17 protein-coding genes are annotated in these 14,303 nt (G+C 69.6%); all 17 read right to left on the bottom strand.

All coding sequences use genetic code 11. The features are described 5' to 3' along the window. Window positions 1-22: 22 nt before the first annotated feature. The 17 genes from BHS09_RS12005 to BHS09_RS11925 all read right to left on the bottom strand — a co-directional run bounded on the left by BHS09_RS12005 (window position 23) and on the right by BHS09_RS11925 (window position 14,071). Window positions 23-841, bottom strand: a complete 819-nt coding sequence (locus BHS09_RS12005; protein WP_140797936.1) for a flagellar biosynthetic protein FliR — start codon at window positions 839-841, stop codon at window positions 23-25. Further along, entirely contained in the window at window positions 838-1,101 is a 264-nt protein-coding gene (gene fliQ, locus BHS09_RS12000; protein ID WP_002637061.1) for a flagellar biosynthesis protein FliQ, read from the bottom strand. The genes BHS09_RS12005 and fliQ overlap by 4 nt, the downstream gene beginning before the upstream one ends. A gap of 12 nt (window positions 1,102-1,113) precedes the next feature. Next, window positions 1,114-1,938, bottom strand: coding sequence for a type III secretion system export apparatus subunit SctR (gene sctR, locus BHS09_RS11995; protein WP_020477619.1), 825 nt, complete (start codon window positions 1,936-1,938; stop codon window positions 1,114-1,116). 11 nt (window positions 1,939-1,949) lie between these two features. Beyond that, window positions 1,950-2,645 carry a flagellar biosynthetic protein FliO gene (locus tag BHS09_RS11990; protein ID WP_140800663.1) on the bottom strand — a complete coding sequence of 232 codons (696 nt, stop codon included), beginning with the start codon at window positions 2,643-2,645 and terminating at the stop codon, window positions 1,950-1,952. 118 nt (window positions 2,646-2,763) lie between these two features. Continuing rightward, window positions 2,764-4,185: a type III secretion system cytoplasmic ring protein SctQ gene (gene sctQ, locus BHS09_RS11985; protein ID WP_140797935.1), complete on the bottom strand. Its 1,422-nt coding sequence runs from the start codon at window positions 4,183-4,185 to the stop codon at window positions 2,764-2,766. Then, window positions 4,182-5,090, bottom strand: a complete 909-nt coding sequence (locus tag BHS09_RS11980; protein ID WP_140789803.1) for a flagellar hook-length control protein FliK — start codon at window positions 5,088-5,090, stop codon at window positions 4,182-4,184. Before BHS09_RS11980 ends, sctQ begins: the two co-directional genes overlap by 4 nt. A gap of 33 nt (window positions 5,091-5,123) precedes the next feature. Continuing rightward, on the bottom strand, window positions 5,124-5,612 hold the full coding sequence (locus BHS09_RS11975) for a flagellar assembly protein FliH (protein WP_011552518.1): 489 nt from the start codon (window positions 5,610-5,612) through the stop codon (window positions 5,124-5,126). A gap of 51 nt (window positions 5,613-5,663) precedes the next feature. Continuing rightward, complete coding sequence (gene sctN, locus BHS09_RS11970; RefSeq protein ID WP_011552517.1) at window positions 5,664-6,977, bottom strand: type III secretion system ATPase SctN; 1,314 nt, start codon at window positions 6,975-6,977, stop codon at window positions 5,664-5,666. A 24-nt stretch (window positions 6,978-7,001) separates the two neighbouring features. Continuing rightward, window positions 7,002-7,673, bottom strand: a complete 672-nt coding sequence (locus BHS09_RS11965) for a FliH/SctL family protein (protein ID WP_090489477.1) — start codon at window positions 7,671-7,673, stop codon at window positions 7,002-7,004. Window positions 7,674-7,697: 24 nt separating this feature from the next. Next, a complete protein-coding gene (locus tag BHS09_RS11960; RefSeq protein ID WP_140797934.1) occupies window positions 7,698-9,926 on the bottom strand; it encodes a hypothetical protein in 2,229 nt (742 codons plus the stop codon). Between the two features lie 71 nt (window positions 9,927-9,997). After that, window positions 9,998-10,816: a type III secretion protein gene (locus BHS09_RS11955; RefSeq protein ID WP_140789799.1), complete on the bottom strand. Its 819-nt coding sequence runs from the start codon at window positions 10,814-10,816 to the stop codon at window positions 9,998-10,000. A gap of 114 nt (window positions 10,817-10,930) precedes the next feature. Further along, complete coding sequence (locus tag BHS09_RS11950) at window positions 10,931-11,476, bottom strand: ATP-dependent helicase HrpB (protein WP_225888783.1); 546 nt, start codon at window positions 11,474-11,476, stop codon at window positions 10,931-10,933. Next, window positions 11,370-12,206, bottom strand: a complete 837-nt coding sequence (locus BHS09_RS11945) for a sigma-70 family RNA polymerase sigma factor (protein ID WP_140789797.1) — start codon at window positions 12,204-12,206, stop codon at window positions 11,370-11,372. The genes BHS09_RS11950 and BHS09_RS11945 overlap by 107 nt, the downstream gene beginning before the upstream one ends. Before the next feature lie 7 nt (window positions 12,207-12,213). Continuing rightward, window positions 12,214-12,504, bottom strand: coding sequence for a hypothetical protein (locus BHS09_RS11940; RefSeq protein ID WP_237078254.1), 291 nt, complete (start codon window positions 12,502-12,504; stop codon window positions 12,214-12,216). Between the two features lie 121 nt (window positions 12,505-12,625). Beyond that, window positions 12,626-13,057 carry a tetratricopeptide repeat protein gene (locus BHS09_RS11935; RefSeq protein ID WP_013939015.1) on the bottom strand — a complete coding sequence of 144 codons (432 nt, stop codon included), beginning with the start codon at window positions 13,055-13,057 and terminating at the stop codon, window positions 12,626-12,628. 30 nt (window positions 13,058-13,087) lie between these two features. Further along, window positions 13,088-13,657 (bottom strand): hypothetical protein, encoded by a 570-nt coding sequence (locus BHS09_RS11930; protein WP_140789795.1) that lies wholly within the window; start codon window positions 13,655-13,657, stop codon window positions 13,088-13,090. A 138-nt stretch (window positions 13,658-13,795) separates the two neighbouring features. After that, window positions 13,796-14,071 carry a hypothetical protein gene (locus BHS09_RS11925; protein WP_174258734.1) on the bottom strand — a complete coding sequence of 92 codons (276 nt, stop codon included), beginning with the start codon at window positions 14,069-14,071 and terminating at the stop codon, window positions 13,796-13,798. Window positions 14,072-14,303 lie beyond the last annotated feature (232 nt).

Raw genomic sequence — 14,303 nt, 5'->3', positions numbered from 1 at the left:
GGCGCGTCCCGGATGAAGAGGCTCAGGACAAGAGCCGCAGGGCTTGGTTGAGGGTCCGCAGCATGATGACCATCTCCCCCTGCATGCGGTCCATCAAGGCGCCGAGCACCAGGAAGACGAGCAGCACGCTCACCAGGGGCTTGACGGACATGGAGATGAAGAACACCTGGATTTGCGGCGCCACGCGGTTGATGGCGCCCAGCGCCACGTCGGTGAGGAAGGTCGCCAGCATCGCCGGAGCGGCCAGCGACAGGCTCACCTTGAGCAGGTCCGCGAACACGCGAATCATCAGGTCGAAGAAGGGCCACGGCCCGTCGTGGAAGCGCGGGAAGCCGTCCAGCGGCACCGCCACCAGGCTGTCCGCCAGCGCCTCGATGACCAGGTGGTGCCCGTTCAGCGTGAGGAACAGCACCACCGCCAGCTGCACCTTGAAGCTGGAGAACAACGTCACCTGCTGCCCGAGCTGGGGCACGTACAGCTGCGCGTTGTTGCTGCCGGACATGGTGTCCACCAGGTTGCCGGCCACGCGCGCCGCTTCGAACAGCGTGTTGACGACGAAGGCGATGGTGAAGCCGACGAACACCTCCTTCGCCATCAGCGCGATGTACGGCAGGGCGCTCAGGGGGATGGACGTCACCGAGCCCGCGATGAGCGGATAGAGGACGATGGAGAGCGTCAGCCCGACGCCCATCTTCAGCTCGGTGGGGACCACCTCGCCGCCCAGGAAGGGGCTGAAGATGAGCACGGGCATCACCCGGCACATCACCAGCGCCACCGTGAAGATGACGGCCGAGACGTTGGCCCGGGTGCCCAGCTCTGCGACGAGGTCCGCGACGTTCATTTGATGAGCGCGGGGAACCTGTCGAAGACGTGGAACGTGAAGCGCACCAACTGGCTTCCAATCCAGGGACCGGCCAACGCGAGGACGCCGAACACGGCGACGACCTTCGGCGCGAAGGTGAGCGTCTGCTCCTGGATCTGCGTGGTGGCCTGGAACAGGGAGATGATGAACCCCACCAACAGGCTCATCAGCACCGGCGGCGCCGACGCGACGAGCACCAGGAACAGGGCCTCCTGAGTGATGAACGTGAGCTGATTCATGGAGCCCTTTCCCTACAGGTAGCCGACGACCAGGCCCTTGGCGATGAGATACCAGCCATCCACGAGCACGAACAGCAGCAGCTTGAACGGCATGGAGATGGTGGTCGGCGACAACATGTGCATGCCGAGCGCCAGCAGGATGTTGGCCACCACCATGTCGATGACGATGAACGGCACGAACAAGAGGAAGCCTATCTGGAAGGCCTCCTTGAGTTCGGACACCACGAACGCCGGGATGATGACCATGAAGTCATTGCTCTCCACGGCGTCGCGGTCCTCGCCCTTGCGCATCTTCTTGGCGAGGTTGAAGAAGAGCGCCCGGTCCTTGGTGGTGACCTTCTTGATGAGCCACTCACGCAGCGGCTCCTTGGACTTGTTGGCCGCGCCCAGCATCGAGCCCACCGTCTCCGAGGAGAACACGCCGGGGCCCTTGGCCCAGATGTCCAGGCCGGCCGCGCGGTACATCTGCTGGCCCACCGGGGCCATGATGTAGACGGTGAGGATGATGGCCAGGCCGGTGATGACCTGGGTGGGCGGAATCTGCTGCGTGCCCAGCGCCGAGCGGACGATGGAGAGCACCACCGAAATCTTCACGAAGCTGGTCGCCATCATCAACGCGAAGGGCACCAGTCCCATGGCCGCGAGCGCCAGGATGAGGATGAGCGGGCGCGAGGCGAACGAGTCGCTGTTGACGGCCTCGTTGACCACCGAGTCGGGGATGGCCGCGCCCCCGCGCTTCTGAGCGAGCGCGGCGAACGGATGAACGGCGACCACCGCCGCGAACAGCCAGGGCGGGACGCGCGGGAGACGGGAACGGGCGGAGGAAGGGAGGTTCACGGGCACGGTCGTCAGGAGCCGGGGGGCTGGGAAGGCGGGCCACCACTGCGGCGGGAGAGGAGCTTCTGGAGGAATGGGCTCAGTGGAACTGCATTCGTCTGCGGGCGCTGCGCGCGGATGCGCTCCACCGCCTCCACATCCAGCTTCGACAACAGTTGCAAGCCGCCCTCGCCGCCGCCCAACAGCAGGTATTCGTCCGCGGCCTTCACCACGAACAGGCTGCGGCGCTGGTCCAGGGGCAGCCGCTCCACCACGGAGACCAGGGGCTGACGGCCCGCAGCCGCCCCCTGGAGCCCCATCAGCTTGCGCAGGCCCACGTTCAGCGTGAGGTAGATGGACGCCACCACCACGCCCAGCACGAGCAGCGTGCGCACCAGCGTCCAGCCCAGGCTGTCCGTTTCCTCGGACTCCGACAGGGTGTCCCCGCCCGCGCCGCTCCGGGCCGCCTTCGCGGACTCGCGAGCAGACAGCTCCGCGTCAAGGGCCCGGTCCGCTTCCAGCAACTCGACGTCGGCCTTGGGGTCCGCCTTCTCCGCGGCCGGTGCTGGCGTCGCGGGCGAAGCAACCGCTGGTGCCGGAGGCTGGGCCAGTGCCGCGGGGGGCACCACCGGATTCACGGTGGCTGCGGCTGGCGCGGACGTGGACGGAGCCTGGGCCATGGCGGCGGGCGGCGCGAACACCAGCGCGGCACCAAGCAACAGGCGCATGAGGGGGGGACGGAGGACTGCCATGGCTGGGCGCGAGGCTAGTGCATCGGCCGGAGGACCGCCACGGGCCCACGCCCGGCCGGCCGCTCCTGCTCGCCTGCCCTGCCCCGACTGGGACTCAGCTCGCCAGGGTGATGATGCGCACGCCGAGCTGGCCTTCCAACTCCACCAGTTCCCCCCGGGCCACCACCTTGCCGTTGACGGACAGTTCCACCGGCTCTCCCGGCCCCCGGTTCAGCTCGAGGACCTGACCGGTGCGCAGCCCCACCACCTGCTGCGCGGTGACAGGCACGCGCGCCAGCTCCACCGCAATCTGCAGGGGCACGTCTCCGAGCAGGTCGCTTCCGTCCGGCTTGCTCACATCGTCCAAGGCCGCCCCTTCCAGTTCCGGAGGCACGTCCAACTCCGGGTTCGTGAAGTCCTCTTCTTCATCCGCAGGCTCCGCGCTCGCCCCGTCCGCGGAGCCCGGGTGGCCCGGCTCTCCCTGAACGAAGTCGGAGATGCGCGCCTGGTAGCGCCCGTCCTCGCCGACGAACACCTCCGCCTCGGCCCACCCCGCCGTCCCCTTCCCCACCCGCAGCCGCGCGGTGCCCGGCTCGCCCTTGTCCGGGCGCGCTGACAGCGCATCCAACAGCAGCACGTCCTTCACCCGCAGGCTCGCCAGGTCCTGGCCGGAAATCTCCGCCGAGCCAATCTCCGCGCGCAGCCAGCTGCGCACCGCCGACAGGCGGCTCGCGAAGGCCTCCAGGTCCGCCTTCCCCCGGGCCCGCCGCTGCGTGCTCTCCACCGCCGGCTCGGCCGCGTCCAGCACCGCCGCGGGCACCACCAGCCGCACCATGCCGCTGTGCGGTCCCAGCGTCGCGTGCAGGTGGACCGCCAGCATGGGGCCATCATCCCCCAGCCGCGCGGAGACCTCGTCCACGCCCCGCGCCACGCCGTCCAACCGGGGGCGCGGCACCGCCGCCTGTAGCCCCGGCACCAGCAGCTTGAGTCCCTCGAGGACGACGTAGGCCATCACGCCCTCCTCGATGTCCGTCAGCGGCCGCAGGCCCACCGTCTCACCGGCGCCGCCCAGCAGCAGGTCCACCGCCACGTGCGCCAGCGCGAGCTCCACCTCCAGCACCGCCCGGCCCTGGAGCGCCCCGGGCGCGAGCACCGCCAGGAAGGTGGGGTCGCCCAGGAAGCGCCGCAGCTCCGCCATGGGCCGCACCTGGACGGACTCCACCGTCAGGCGCACCTCCGCGTCGAACAGCTCCTTGAGCCGAGCCGCCACGGCCACCGACGTGCCGTCCGCGGGCGTCAGCCACCGCAAGCGCTCCGCGAGCAGCCCCTGCGCCCGGGAGACCTTCTCCAGGTTCCGGAAAGCGAAGGGCCGCCAGCGCCGCTCCTGGCTGGCGGGTGGCTCCTGCCTGGCGGGTGGCTCCTGCGAGGCAGGGGACTCCTGCGGAGGCTCCTGGCGCGAAGGCCGGAGCTGGCGCAGGTCCACCAGCATCGTGCGCTCGTGGACGCCCGGTCCTTCATCCTCGGACTCGAGACTCATGCCTTCGCCTCGAAGCGTACGTCTTCAAGCCGGAGCCCACGGCCACTGAGCGCGGACCGCAGTCCCTCGCTGGCCCCTTCGAGCTGCTTGAGCACCTCGCGGTTGCTGCCGCTGAAGGTGGCCGAAATCTTCCCGTTCCGGGCGCTGACCTTGATGGACAGGCCACTGAGCACGTCGCCCCGCAGGTCGATCTGGAACTCCGCGTTGCCCGCGGCGTTGGTGCCCACGCGGACGCGGTCGACAATCTTCTGCGCAATCTCGGTGGCCAGGGCCCGCAGGCGCTCCGAGCCCGCGGTGTCCTTGGGCTTGGCCACGGGCACCGGCGCCATCAGCGCGGGGTTGAAGCGGAAGCCGGGGGCGATGGACTCCGACCCGCCTTCCTTCTTGTCCTTGCCACCGCCACTGCCCTTGCCGCCGCCCGCGTCGGCATCCGCCCGGATGGCGGCGCCCCGCTCGGAGCTGACCTGCCCCAGGGAGGACTCCGCCTTGCCCAGGTCCTTCTCGCGGCTCTCGGAGGTCCGCTTCTCGTCGGTGCGCCGGGCGTCCCGGGCGTCCGACGCGCGTGAGCCGCCACGTGCCTCCGCGGCCTGGCCCTGCGCCTGGGCCTGCGGCTGGGCCAGTTCCTTCATGGCGGGCTGCTGCTCCTGCTGCACCCGCTCACCAAACGTCTTGCCCTGCTGGGTGGCCCGCGCGAGGACGGCGCGCGCCAGACCGCCCTGTTGCTGCTGGGGCTGCGCGGGCGCCGGGCCCGGCGACGGGGGCGGCTGCTGGGCCTGCTGCATCAGCCGCTGGAAGGCGGAAGCCCCCTCCTGGCGCTTCTTGGCCTGCCCCTCGGCGAGCTTCTTCTCCTGGAGGAGGCGCTCGGCCATGCGCGCTGCTTCGCGATCGTCGTCAACTCGGCTCATGACGTCATTCCAGGGGGATGGGGAGGGCGCAGGTTACTTGCGCTGGCGCGCCAGGAACAAGGCGTTGCCAATCTCCTCCTGGTTCAGTTCCTCACGCTGCTGTCGCTCGTACTTCACCTGCTTCTGCCAGTTCTCTCGGTGCTTCTCGATGGCCTTCAGCTCCTTCGCCGCCTCGGCCATCTCCCGCCGGCGCTGCTCCACCAGCCGTTCGGCCACCTTGACGGCCTCCCGCTGGCGCTCCACCTCCAGCGCCACCTGCGCCTCTTCGTCCTTCAGGCGCTCCTCGAAGCGGTTCATCATGTTCATGCCGTTGATGCCGGCCCCCTTGAACATGACCTCCTTCAGGTAGGCGGCCACCTTCGCCTTGCGCTCACGCTTGCGCTGCTCCAGGTCGTCGATGAGACGCTGGAGCTCCGCCTTCTCCTTCTCCAGCGCCTTGATGGCGGAGGAAAAGGCCTGCTCCGCCTCTTCCTTGGCCCGGGCGCGCATGTCCTGCAGGGCCTGCAACCGGTACGGGGGCATGTTGGCCCCATCCTAACCCGGAATCCCCGCCGCGCACCCCTGGCCAGCGCCTTACTCGTCGAACAGGGCGATCAGCTGCTCCACCGTCTCCTCGAACCCGGAGTTGGAGTGGGTGTCCTGCTTGAGGAAGTCGATGATGGCGTCGTACTTGTCGATGGCCTGATCCGTGCGGGGATCCGTCCCGTACTGGTAGGCCCCCAGGAGGATGAGGTCGCGCTGCTTCTCATACGTGGAGAGCAATTCGCGCAGCCGTCCCGCCGCCTTCTTGTGGTCCTTGGAGACGATGCCGCTCATCACGCGGCTGAGGCTGGCGAGCACGTCCATCGCGGGCCACTGGTTGCGCTCACCCAGGGCACGGTTGAGGATGAAGTGGCCGTCGAGAATACCGCGGACCTCGTCGGCGATGGGCTCTTCCATGTCACCGCCGGCCACGAGGCAGGTGTAGATGGCGGTGCACTTGCCCTTCTCCGAGTTGCCCGTGCGCTCCAGGATGCGCGGCAGCATGGAGAACACGCTCGGCGGGTAACCTTGACGGGCCGGGGGCTCACCCACGGCGAGGCCAATCTCACGCTGGGCACGCGCCAGACGCGTCACCGTATCCAGCATGAAGAGCACGTTGCCGCCGCGCTCGCGGAAGTATTCGGCGATGGCGGTGGCGACATAGGCCGCGCGCAGACGCACGAGGCTGGGCTGGTCGGAGGTGGCGCACACCAGCACGGAGCGCTTCATGCCCTCCTCGCCCATGGCGTCTTCGATGAACTCACGGACTTCGCGGCCACGCTCGCCGATGAGCGCCACCACACAGAGGTCCGCTTTGGTGTTCCGGGCAATCTGCCCCATCAGCGTGGACTTACCGACGCCGGAGCCGGCGAAGAGGCCCACGCGCTGGCCCTCCCCCACCGTGAGCAGCCCGTCGATGCAGCGCACGCCCAGGGGCAGTGGCCGCTCGATGCGCTGGCGGGTGAAGGGGTCCGGGCAGTCGCGGTCCACGGACCAGTCGATGAGGCCCTCCTCCGGCAACGGGTGGCCGTCCATGGGCTCGCCGATGCCGTTGAGCACGCGGCCCAGCAGCGCCTCTCCGCACTTGATGCTCAGCGGCTTGCCGGTGGGGATGACCTCGCTGTCCGGACCGATGCCGTGCAGCTCGCCCAGGGGCATGAGCATCACCTCATCCCCCTGGAAGCCCACCACCTCCGCCTTCACCGCGCCGCGGTTGCGGCTCTTGATGAGCACCAGCTCGCCCACGCGGACGTTGGGCACGCTGGCCTTGATGATGAGGCCCGTCAGCTCCGTGACGCGGCCGCGCACGCGCACGACCTGGGCTTCCTTGATGAGGTCGAAGTACCGCGAGAGGTCAATGGCCATGGGCGAGTCCCTTGACGCTCCGGCTCAAGCCGGCCCTTCCTTGCGCGCGGTGTCCGGCAACAGGACGTTCTGGAGCATCTCCAGCTGCGTGGGAAGCTGTGCGTCCACCGTGCCGAACTCCGTCTGGACGATGCAGCCCACGGGGGCCACCTCGGGGTCCTCCTTGATGGCCAGGTCCACCGCGCGGCCGATGAGCTCCATGAGGACCGGCTTCTTCGCGCGGAGCACGGCGGCCGTCTTCGGGTGGACCCGCAGAATCATGGAGCGGGCGCTGCGCAGGTTCTCGATGGCCGCGGCGCACAGCTCCACCATCAGCTCCGGGTCCTTCTCCAGGCTCCGGCCGATGATCTTCTCCGCCACCTTGAGCGACAGCGCGATGACGTCCTGCTCGTGGCCGGTCAGCACCTCCCCCGCCTGCATCTTCGCGCGAAGGATGATTTCGGTGGCCTGCGCCAGGCCTTCCTGACGGCCCTGCTCACGCGTCTTGGCGAGGAGCTCCTCGCGCTCGCGCTGCGCCTCCGCGAGGATGCGCTCCTTCTCGCGCTGCGCCTCCTCCAGGATGGCCGACGCGCCCTGACGGGCCTCGAAGACCTCGGCGTTCATCACCCCCGCGCGGGGAGGCCGCAGCACGGGACGCTCGGGCGCGTGCGCCGGCTCCGCCGTCCCATCACCTCGAATCACCTTGCCGATCGCCATGGGCCGCTCCTTGCGGGCCGGATGCTAGCGCGTTCCGCCCTTGGTTCCACGTCCCCCTGCACCCGGAGGCACAGGACGGTCGGTACCCGACGGAGAGCGGGGACGACGCTGGACGGAAGTGCCCTCACCCCGGGGCTTGGGCATGGGCGCCAGGGACGGCGAGGTGATGGCCCGCCCCACCAGCACCCGGGGGGGACGCTCCGGCTCCTGCTCCGCCTCGGGGGGCTTGGCCCGGCCGCCCCCCTGGGCACCGGACGAGCGCGAGCGGAACACCCGGGAGACCTCCGAGTCCTCCCGGTCCGGCTCTGCTGCCCCGAACTTCATCCGAGCGGCCCGGGGAGGCTCCTCCGCCGGACGCTGCTGCCCCCGGGACGCGACGCGGGAGCGCTCATCCGCTGGGCGCGCCTGGACGCGGGAGCCTTCGGCCACCCGGGAGCGCTCATCTGGGGCTCCGGATTGGACGCGGGAGCCTTCGGCCACACGTGAGCGCTCGTCTGGAACGTTGGCATGGACGCGAGAGCCCTCTGCCACACGGGAACGCTCATCCGCAGGTCGGGCGTGGACCCGTGAGCCCTCCGCCACGCGGGAGCGTTCGTCCTGCGCACCGGCATGAACGCGGGAGCGCTCTCCCTGGCCTCCAGCCTGAACCCGCGAGCCCTCGGCCACCCGGGAACGCTCGTCCGGCGGGCGCGAATGAACCCGGGAACCCTCGGCGGCACGCGCGCGGTCACGCTCTGACAGCGTGTCGGGGTCCTGGGGGCGAGGCCGTGCACCGCGCTGCCCCAGCCGAGAAGGCGGCGGACCGATGCGCGCGCCCTCTGGATCCGCACGAGGCGGGCGCGTATCGGGTCCCTCACCCTCACGACGAGCCCCCGCGCCGCCCGCGTTCGCGGGCTCACGCCGGGCCGGCATCCGCTGCACCGCGGAGCCATCCTGTCGCTTCGCGGGCGTGGCCACGCGGGACGGCTCACGCGAGGACAACACACCCGCGTTTCGCGCCGCCCGCTCCGCCATGAAGTCCCGCCGGACCGGTGCTCCCGCGCCCTGGCGAGCCGCACCCGGGGCCTGCCCTCGCACCGGCGGTCGCGTCGGCACCTCCCGGCCAGCAGCCGGCGCCCCAGCAGGCGCTGCCCCACCGGGCGCCGCTGCCTTGGCCGCGGGCGCCGCTGCCTTGGCCGCGGGCGCCGCTGCCTTGGCCGCGGGCGCCGCCGCCTTGGCCTCGGGTGGCGCCGCCGCGGCAGCCGCCTTCCGGGCTCCCGGAGGCGGAGGAAGAACGGCGGACTGACGCGGAGGCGGCGGTGTCGCCAGACGAACCGGCCGCTCGATGAGGCCACGCGTGGCCAGCCGCTCCAGGTCCATCACGATGTCGGTCCGGCCACCATCGCCTCGCGCGGTGGGACGCACGCGCTCCTCGCGCACCCACTTCGCCAGCAGGCTTCCGAACTCACCGCGGTACTTCTCCAGCATGCGCGCGGCGAACTCCGGAGACTGCGCCACGCATGCGCGCGCCAGCCGCTGAGCCCCCGCGCTGCGCAGCGCCACCGCGGGCCGCGTCAGGCCCTCGTGCGGCTCCAACTGCGCCCGGGCATCCTCCTCCGGCAGCTTGCGCGGAGCGTTGGCCGCCACGGCCTTGGTGGCCAGCAGCTTCAAGTCCGGCGGCAGCTGCTCCAGCATGGCCTCGCGCTCCGCGTCCGGAAGGCCCGCCAGCGCCGGCCCCAGCACCCGCGCGCCCAACCGGTCGCACATGGTGAGCAGCTCCCGCTGCTGAAGCTGAAGCACGTCCGCGAACTTGAAGCCCGCGGCCTGCTGCCCCGCGACCTCGCGCGCGAACAGCTCCTCCAGCTTCCACCGGACGATGTCCAGGACCTGCGGGCGGACTTCGCGGGTCAGCTTCACGCGCGAGGGCGGCAGATGCGCGCGCACCGCCTCCGCCAGCGTGCCCGGCAGCGCGCGCAGCACCACTTCCATCAACGCGCCCCGCTCACGTTGCAGCAGCGCGGCCAGCCGCTCCGGTTCGGCGCTCCAGAGCTGACCACGGCGGTCCTTCACCAGCCGCTTGATTTCCTGCACCAGCGCGGGGATGCGCTTCTCGCGCGGAATCTGAAGCAGCTCCTGCGCGCGATGACGCAGAAGCGCCCCCTCCTCTTCGGGAAGGTGCTCCAAGGCGCCGAGGCTCTCCTGGCCGCTGAACGTCACGGCCGTCAGGAGCAGCATGCTCTGGCGCTTGTTGAGCGAGGTGAAGAACGAGTCCAAACGTCACCTCGCGGGCCCCACGGACGCCCGCTGGGAGAGGGAGGTAAGCCCCACCGTGAGGGGCGATGACGTCAGGCCTCGGGAGGACGACCGCGGGCACGCGCTCCAGAGCGCGTGGCCGGGGCGCTGCTGGAGCCGCCGCGCATGAAGGTCCACGCCGTCAGGCCCAGCATCGCCAGCACCAGCGCGAAGGCGCCCGCGAACATCACCTTGAACTGGCTGGCGCTGGCCGCCGTCATGCGCAGCCCCAGCACGTCCTGCAGGCGGCTCTCCGAGTCCGTCTCCGCCGACGGCGGCAGTGCCTGCGTCATCAGCACCGTCACCGCGCTGGCCTTCAGCTCCGGCACCGCGGTGGCCGCGAACTGCTGCACCACGGCGGTGTCGATGGGCGGCTTGCCACCCTCGCCCGGGCGGTACTTGATGAACACCGACGCGGACGGCATCGGCTTGTTCTCCGGCTGCGTGAGGTCGTTGTTCTCCGGAATCATCACGATGGCGCGCGCTTCCAGCACGCCGTCGATCTGATTCAGCGCATTGGAGACCTCGCCGCCCATCGCCTTGAGGAGCATGGCGCGCTCCTCCGTCGCGGTGGGCACCATGCTGCCCTTGGCGAAATGGGCCAGGCCCTTCTCCACCGGCCGCGGCAGCGAATTGAGCTTGAGCAGCTCCGCCGCCTGCGCGGCATCCGCCTTGGGCACGGTGATCATGAACCGCACCTCGTTGCCGCCTTCTTCCTTTTCCTTCTTGGCGTTGATGCCGTTCTTGCTGAGCAGGACGTAGATTTCGTTGGCGTCCGCTTCGCTCAGCGCGTGCTGGAGTTCGATGTGGCAGCCCGTCAGGAAGAGAAGGGCAAGAAGCGAGGCGGCAAACGCGTGCGGTCGGCGAATCATGGGCGGGTCGGAGCTTACTAGGCCCCCGGAAAACGCGGAAGGGCGCTCCCTCCCGCTCGTAGAGGGAGGGACCGCCCTTCTCAAGGCCGCGCCGCCGGGGAACCGGGGTTGGGCCTACACCTGGGTCTTGACGACGTCCTTCAGGCCGGTGGTCGCCTTCTCCACGACCTTGCTCGTTAGGTCCAGCTGCTGCGTGTACTGGTACATGGAGGCCTGGAGCGACAGCAGCTCCGCGTTGGAGAACGCCTTGCCGCTGGAGGCCTGCTTGATGATGTGCTCCAGGTTGACCTGGCCCTTCTCCAGGTCACCGACAATCTGCGTCATCATGTCGCCCGCCTTGGACGACTTGGACGCCTCGGCCTTGGCCGTCACCGGCTCCGCCGCCTTGGTCGTCACCGACTCCTGGGCGCCGTGCACCTTGTTGAGGGCGGCCTTCTCCGTCTTGTTGACGGTCTCCACCTGACGCACGGCATCCGTGCGCTGGGTGGCCTGCGCCGCCTGGGCCTTGTTCACCTGCTGGGCGGCGTCCACCTGACCGGCGCCCTGCGCCTTGTCAGCGAGAACTCCGTCGAACTTCGACGCGCCCTGCTTGTTCGTCTGCTGAGCGCCCTGATCCTGCAGCTTCTGCTGGGCGACCTGCGCCGCGGAGACTCCGGCCATCGGACCCGCCATGTGAGACCCTCCTTGCATCCATCGGAGAAGGAGGAAGTTCCTCCTCCTCGTTCAAGAGTTCCTTGAGCCGGTCGATTGCTCGCGCATGCAGCCGCGACGCCCAGCTCTTCGACTGTCCTATCTCCGCTCCCGCCTCTTCCAGCGTCCTTCCCTGGAAGTAGTACCCCATCAGGAGCTTGCGCTCCTTCTCCGGGAGCTTCTCGATCGCCGCCCGCACCCGCGTCTTCAGCTGCTCCTGCTCCATCCGGATGTCGACGGGGAGCGACTCGTCGGTGTAACCCGCCGTGTCCGCGCCTTCGATGCTGCTGGCGAAAACCATCGCCAACCCCGTCACCGCATCCGAGATGTCATTCACATCATCGTCGAATGAGCTCCCGCGGTTGCCTGCTCCGGCCTCACGATCCGAAAGATTTCCCAGATACGCCGCCGCCCGCTCTCCCACGAAGGCGTTGCGGGCGTCCGAACCGCGCAGCACGCCCATCTTCCGAAGACCGTCGAAGATGGCGCCCTTGATGCGGTAGTGCGCGAAGGTGAGGAAGTTGGCCCCGACCTTCGGGTCGAACCGCTCGGCGGCCTCCAGAAGGCCTATCTGGCCGTAGGCCAGCAGTTCATCCAGCTCCAGCTGGGCATTGAACTGCTTGCGCACGGTCGCAGCCAGCGACCGGACGTAGGGGCCGTACTTCTCGAGGATGACCTGCCTGTCGTCGCCCAGAGCCAAGCGCCGCTCACTCGGCCTTAGACCACAGCCGCTCGAGGACCTGATTCAGCCGCGGATCATCCTGGAGCGCGTCTGCAATCTTGGTGGTGAGGGAAGAAGACTTCATGCGGAGCTTCTCCTTCAGGACTTCGGCGACCAGGGCCTGCGTCGCCTCTTCCTTGCTCTTGAAGCCCCCGTTCTTCAGCTTCCGGGCAATGGCCACCGCCTGGGAGGCCACTGGATCCGCGGCCTGGGGGCCCTGGACATTGCTGGAGCCTACCAGACCCGAGGGCCCGACAAGAGACTCCGTCCGGTCCACCCGGCCACCAAAGCTGGCGCCACCCGCCGGAGCCGCGCCGGCAGGGCCCTTCGCGCCACCCGCGCGGCCCTTCCCACCGCCTCGTCCGACACCTCCGACAGCCATCGCCGTGACCTCCGTCCTACGTCTTCGCCGGAGGCAGGACTCCCGCCTCCTTGGCCTGGATGAGGGACTGCGCCAGGCGGGCACCGTCCCCGTCCGGATCCAGGTCCATGGCGGCCTTCAGCTCCTTGAGCGCCTCGGGAACCTTCCCCATGAACAGCAGCGCTTCGCCCGCGTGCGCCCGCGGGAGCGCGGACTGCGGGGCCAGGCGCTGCGCGACGCGGTAGGCCTGCAGGGCCTTGTCATGACGGCCCTGCGAGAACTCCACGGCGCCCAGCGCCAGCTGGGGCACCTCGCTCCGGGGCATCAGCGCGGCCGCCCCGGAGAAGATCTCCTTCGCCTTGTCGAAGTGGCCCATGTCGAGCCACAGGTAGCCGGCCTCCAGCAGGACCCTGGCCTGCTGGCGTCCGAGTGGGACGAGGCTGTTCGAAATCTCCGAGGTGTCCGCCATTGACGCTCCCTAGGGCGACGACGCCCGCAGTTAGCGGACGTTGCCGATGGAGTTCTTGATCGTATCGTTCCGCGACTTCATCACGTTCGAGATCGCGGTGAAAGTCTGCGATTCCTGCTGGATGGCGGCCTGCAGGTTCAGGAGCTTGGAGTTCTCCTCGGCCATCTTGTTCAGCGAGAAGTTACCGTTGACGGTGTCCGTGGTGCTGCCGGTGCCCTGCGCACCCAGACCCAGCGGCGAGCCGGAGCCAGCCACCGCGCCACCCAGGCCGCCGCCCGCGACGACACCGCCGCCGGCCGGCGCCACCGCGCCGCTCAGGTTGCCCGCCACCGCGGTGTTCATCACGCCCGCGTACGGCGCGCCCATGCCCGAGCCGCCCGTCGAGGAGAACGTGTGCATCGAGGAGACGGCGGCGGAGACGATCTGCCCGCCAGGGACCATGCCCGCCATCGCGCCCACACCCGTGCCCACGGCGCTGGCGGCGCTGTTGAGACCATTGTGAAGCCGCGCGCCGAAACCGGTGTCCGGCGTCTGCCGCGCCGTCGTGACGTTGGTCGAGAGACGAACGTTCGGGCCCATCATGTTGTCGATCTTCGCCATTGCTTCCTCCAGGCGCTGCTTCCAGCGGAAAGGTCAGAGATCATCGATGCTCAAGATGCTCTCTCTTGCATTATCGGCGGGGGGCCTCGCCGGTTGCCTAACCCCGGAAAAAAAGAGTCTCCCGGGGAAAAACCACCGTCATTTCCGGCCCTTGCCACCCTTCGATTCGGCAACCAGCCGCTCGCGGGTCTCCACCAGCATCTCCAGCAGCTCCTCCGCGCGGCCAATGGCGGCCTGGGCCTTCTTGCCCTGCTCCACCTTGGGGCCCTTGAGCTCGGTGAGGCCCGTCTTCACCCCATCGAAGAAGCCACGGACCTCTTCCACGGAGGCCGCCTCGAGCAGTGACTCGATGGCGGGAAACGAGGGCGCGGGAAGGTCCTGCGCGGTCTGGGACGGCTTGGCGGTCGGGGGCATTGCGGAGGCGGTCTCCTGTCGGGCCACCGGCCGGGCTGGCCAGTGGGCGCTGGGCCCCCGACGGTACGGGAAAAGCCCCGCTGCCTACAAGGCGCTCCCCTCTTCCCCGGACGCGCGCGGCCCCCGAACCACCGGCCGGAGAGCGAACGGCCACTCCAGCAAGGGGGTGAGCAAGCCCTGTCCGGTTCCACGAGCGCACCTAGGTTCTCTCCAACGGGGGACGTCGCCGCCC

The organism is Myxococcus xanthus, assembly GCF_006402735.1.
In the GTDB taxonomy this organism is placed as follows: Bacteria; Myxococcota; Myxococcia; order Myxococcales; family Myxococcaceae; genus Myxococcus; species Myxococcus xanthus_A.
Note: the sequence above shows the minus strand (reverse complement) of the source record. Positions and strands in the feature narration are given on the sequence as shown.

Coding starts and splice junctions, on each gene's coding strand:
- BHS09_RS12005 (WP_140797936.1), bottom strand. CDS start 841: ATGAACGTCGCGGACCTCGTCGCAGAGCTGGGCACCCGGGCCAACGTC.
- fliQ (WP_002637061.1), bottom strand. CDS start 1,101: ATGAATCAGCTCACGTTCATCACTCAGGAGGCCCTGTTCCTGGTGCTC.
- BHS09_RS11990 (WP_140800663.1), bottom strand. CDS start 2,645: ATGCGCCTGTTGCTTGGTGCCGCGCTGGTGTTCGCGCCGCCCGCCGCC.
- sctQ (WP_140797935.1), bottom strand. CDS start 4,185: ATGAGTCTCGAGTCCGAGGATGAAGGACCGGGCGTCCACGAGCGCACG.
- BHS09_RS11980 (WP_140789803.1), bottom strand. CDS start 5,090: ATGAGCCGAGTTGACGACGATCGCGAAGCAGCGCGCATGGCCGAGCGC.
- BHS09_RS11975 (WP_011552518.1), bottom strand. CDS start 5,612: ATGCCCCCGTACCGGTTGCAGGCCCTGCAGGACATGCGCGCCCGGGCC.
- sctN (WP_011552517.1), bottom strand. CDS start 6,977: ATGGCCATTGACCTCTCGCGGTACTTCGACCTCATCAAGGAAGCCCAG.
- BHS09_RS11965 (WP_090489477.1), bottom strand. CDS start 7,673: ATGGCGATCGGCAAGGTGATTCGAGGTGATGGGACGGCGGAGCCGGCG.
- BHS09_RS11955 (WP_140789799.1), bottom strand. CDS start 10,816: ATGATTCGCCGACCGCACGCGTTTGCCGCCTCGCTTCTTGCCCTTCTC.
- BHS09_RS11950 (WP_225888783.1), bottom strand. CDS start 11,476: ATGGCCGGAGTCTCCGCGGCGCAGGTCGCCCAGCAGAAGCTGCAGGAT.
- BHS09_RS11935 (WP_013939015.1), bottom strand. CDS start 13,057: ATGGCGGACACCTCGGAGATTTCGAACAGCCTCGTCCCACTCGGACGC.
- BHS09_RS11930 (WP_140789795.1), bottom strand. CDS start 13,657: ATGGCGAAGATCGACAACATGATGGGCCCGAACGTTCGTCTCTCGACC.
- BHS09_RS11925 (WP_174258734.1), bottom strand. CDS start 14,071: ATGCCCCCGACCGCCAAGCCGTCCCAGACCGCGCAGGACCTTCCCGCG.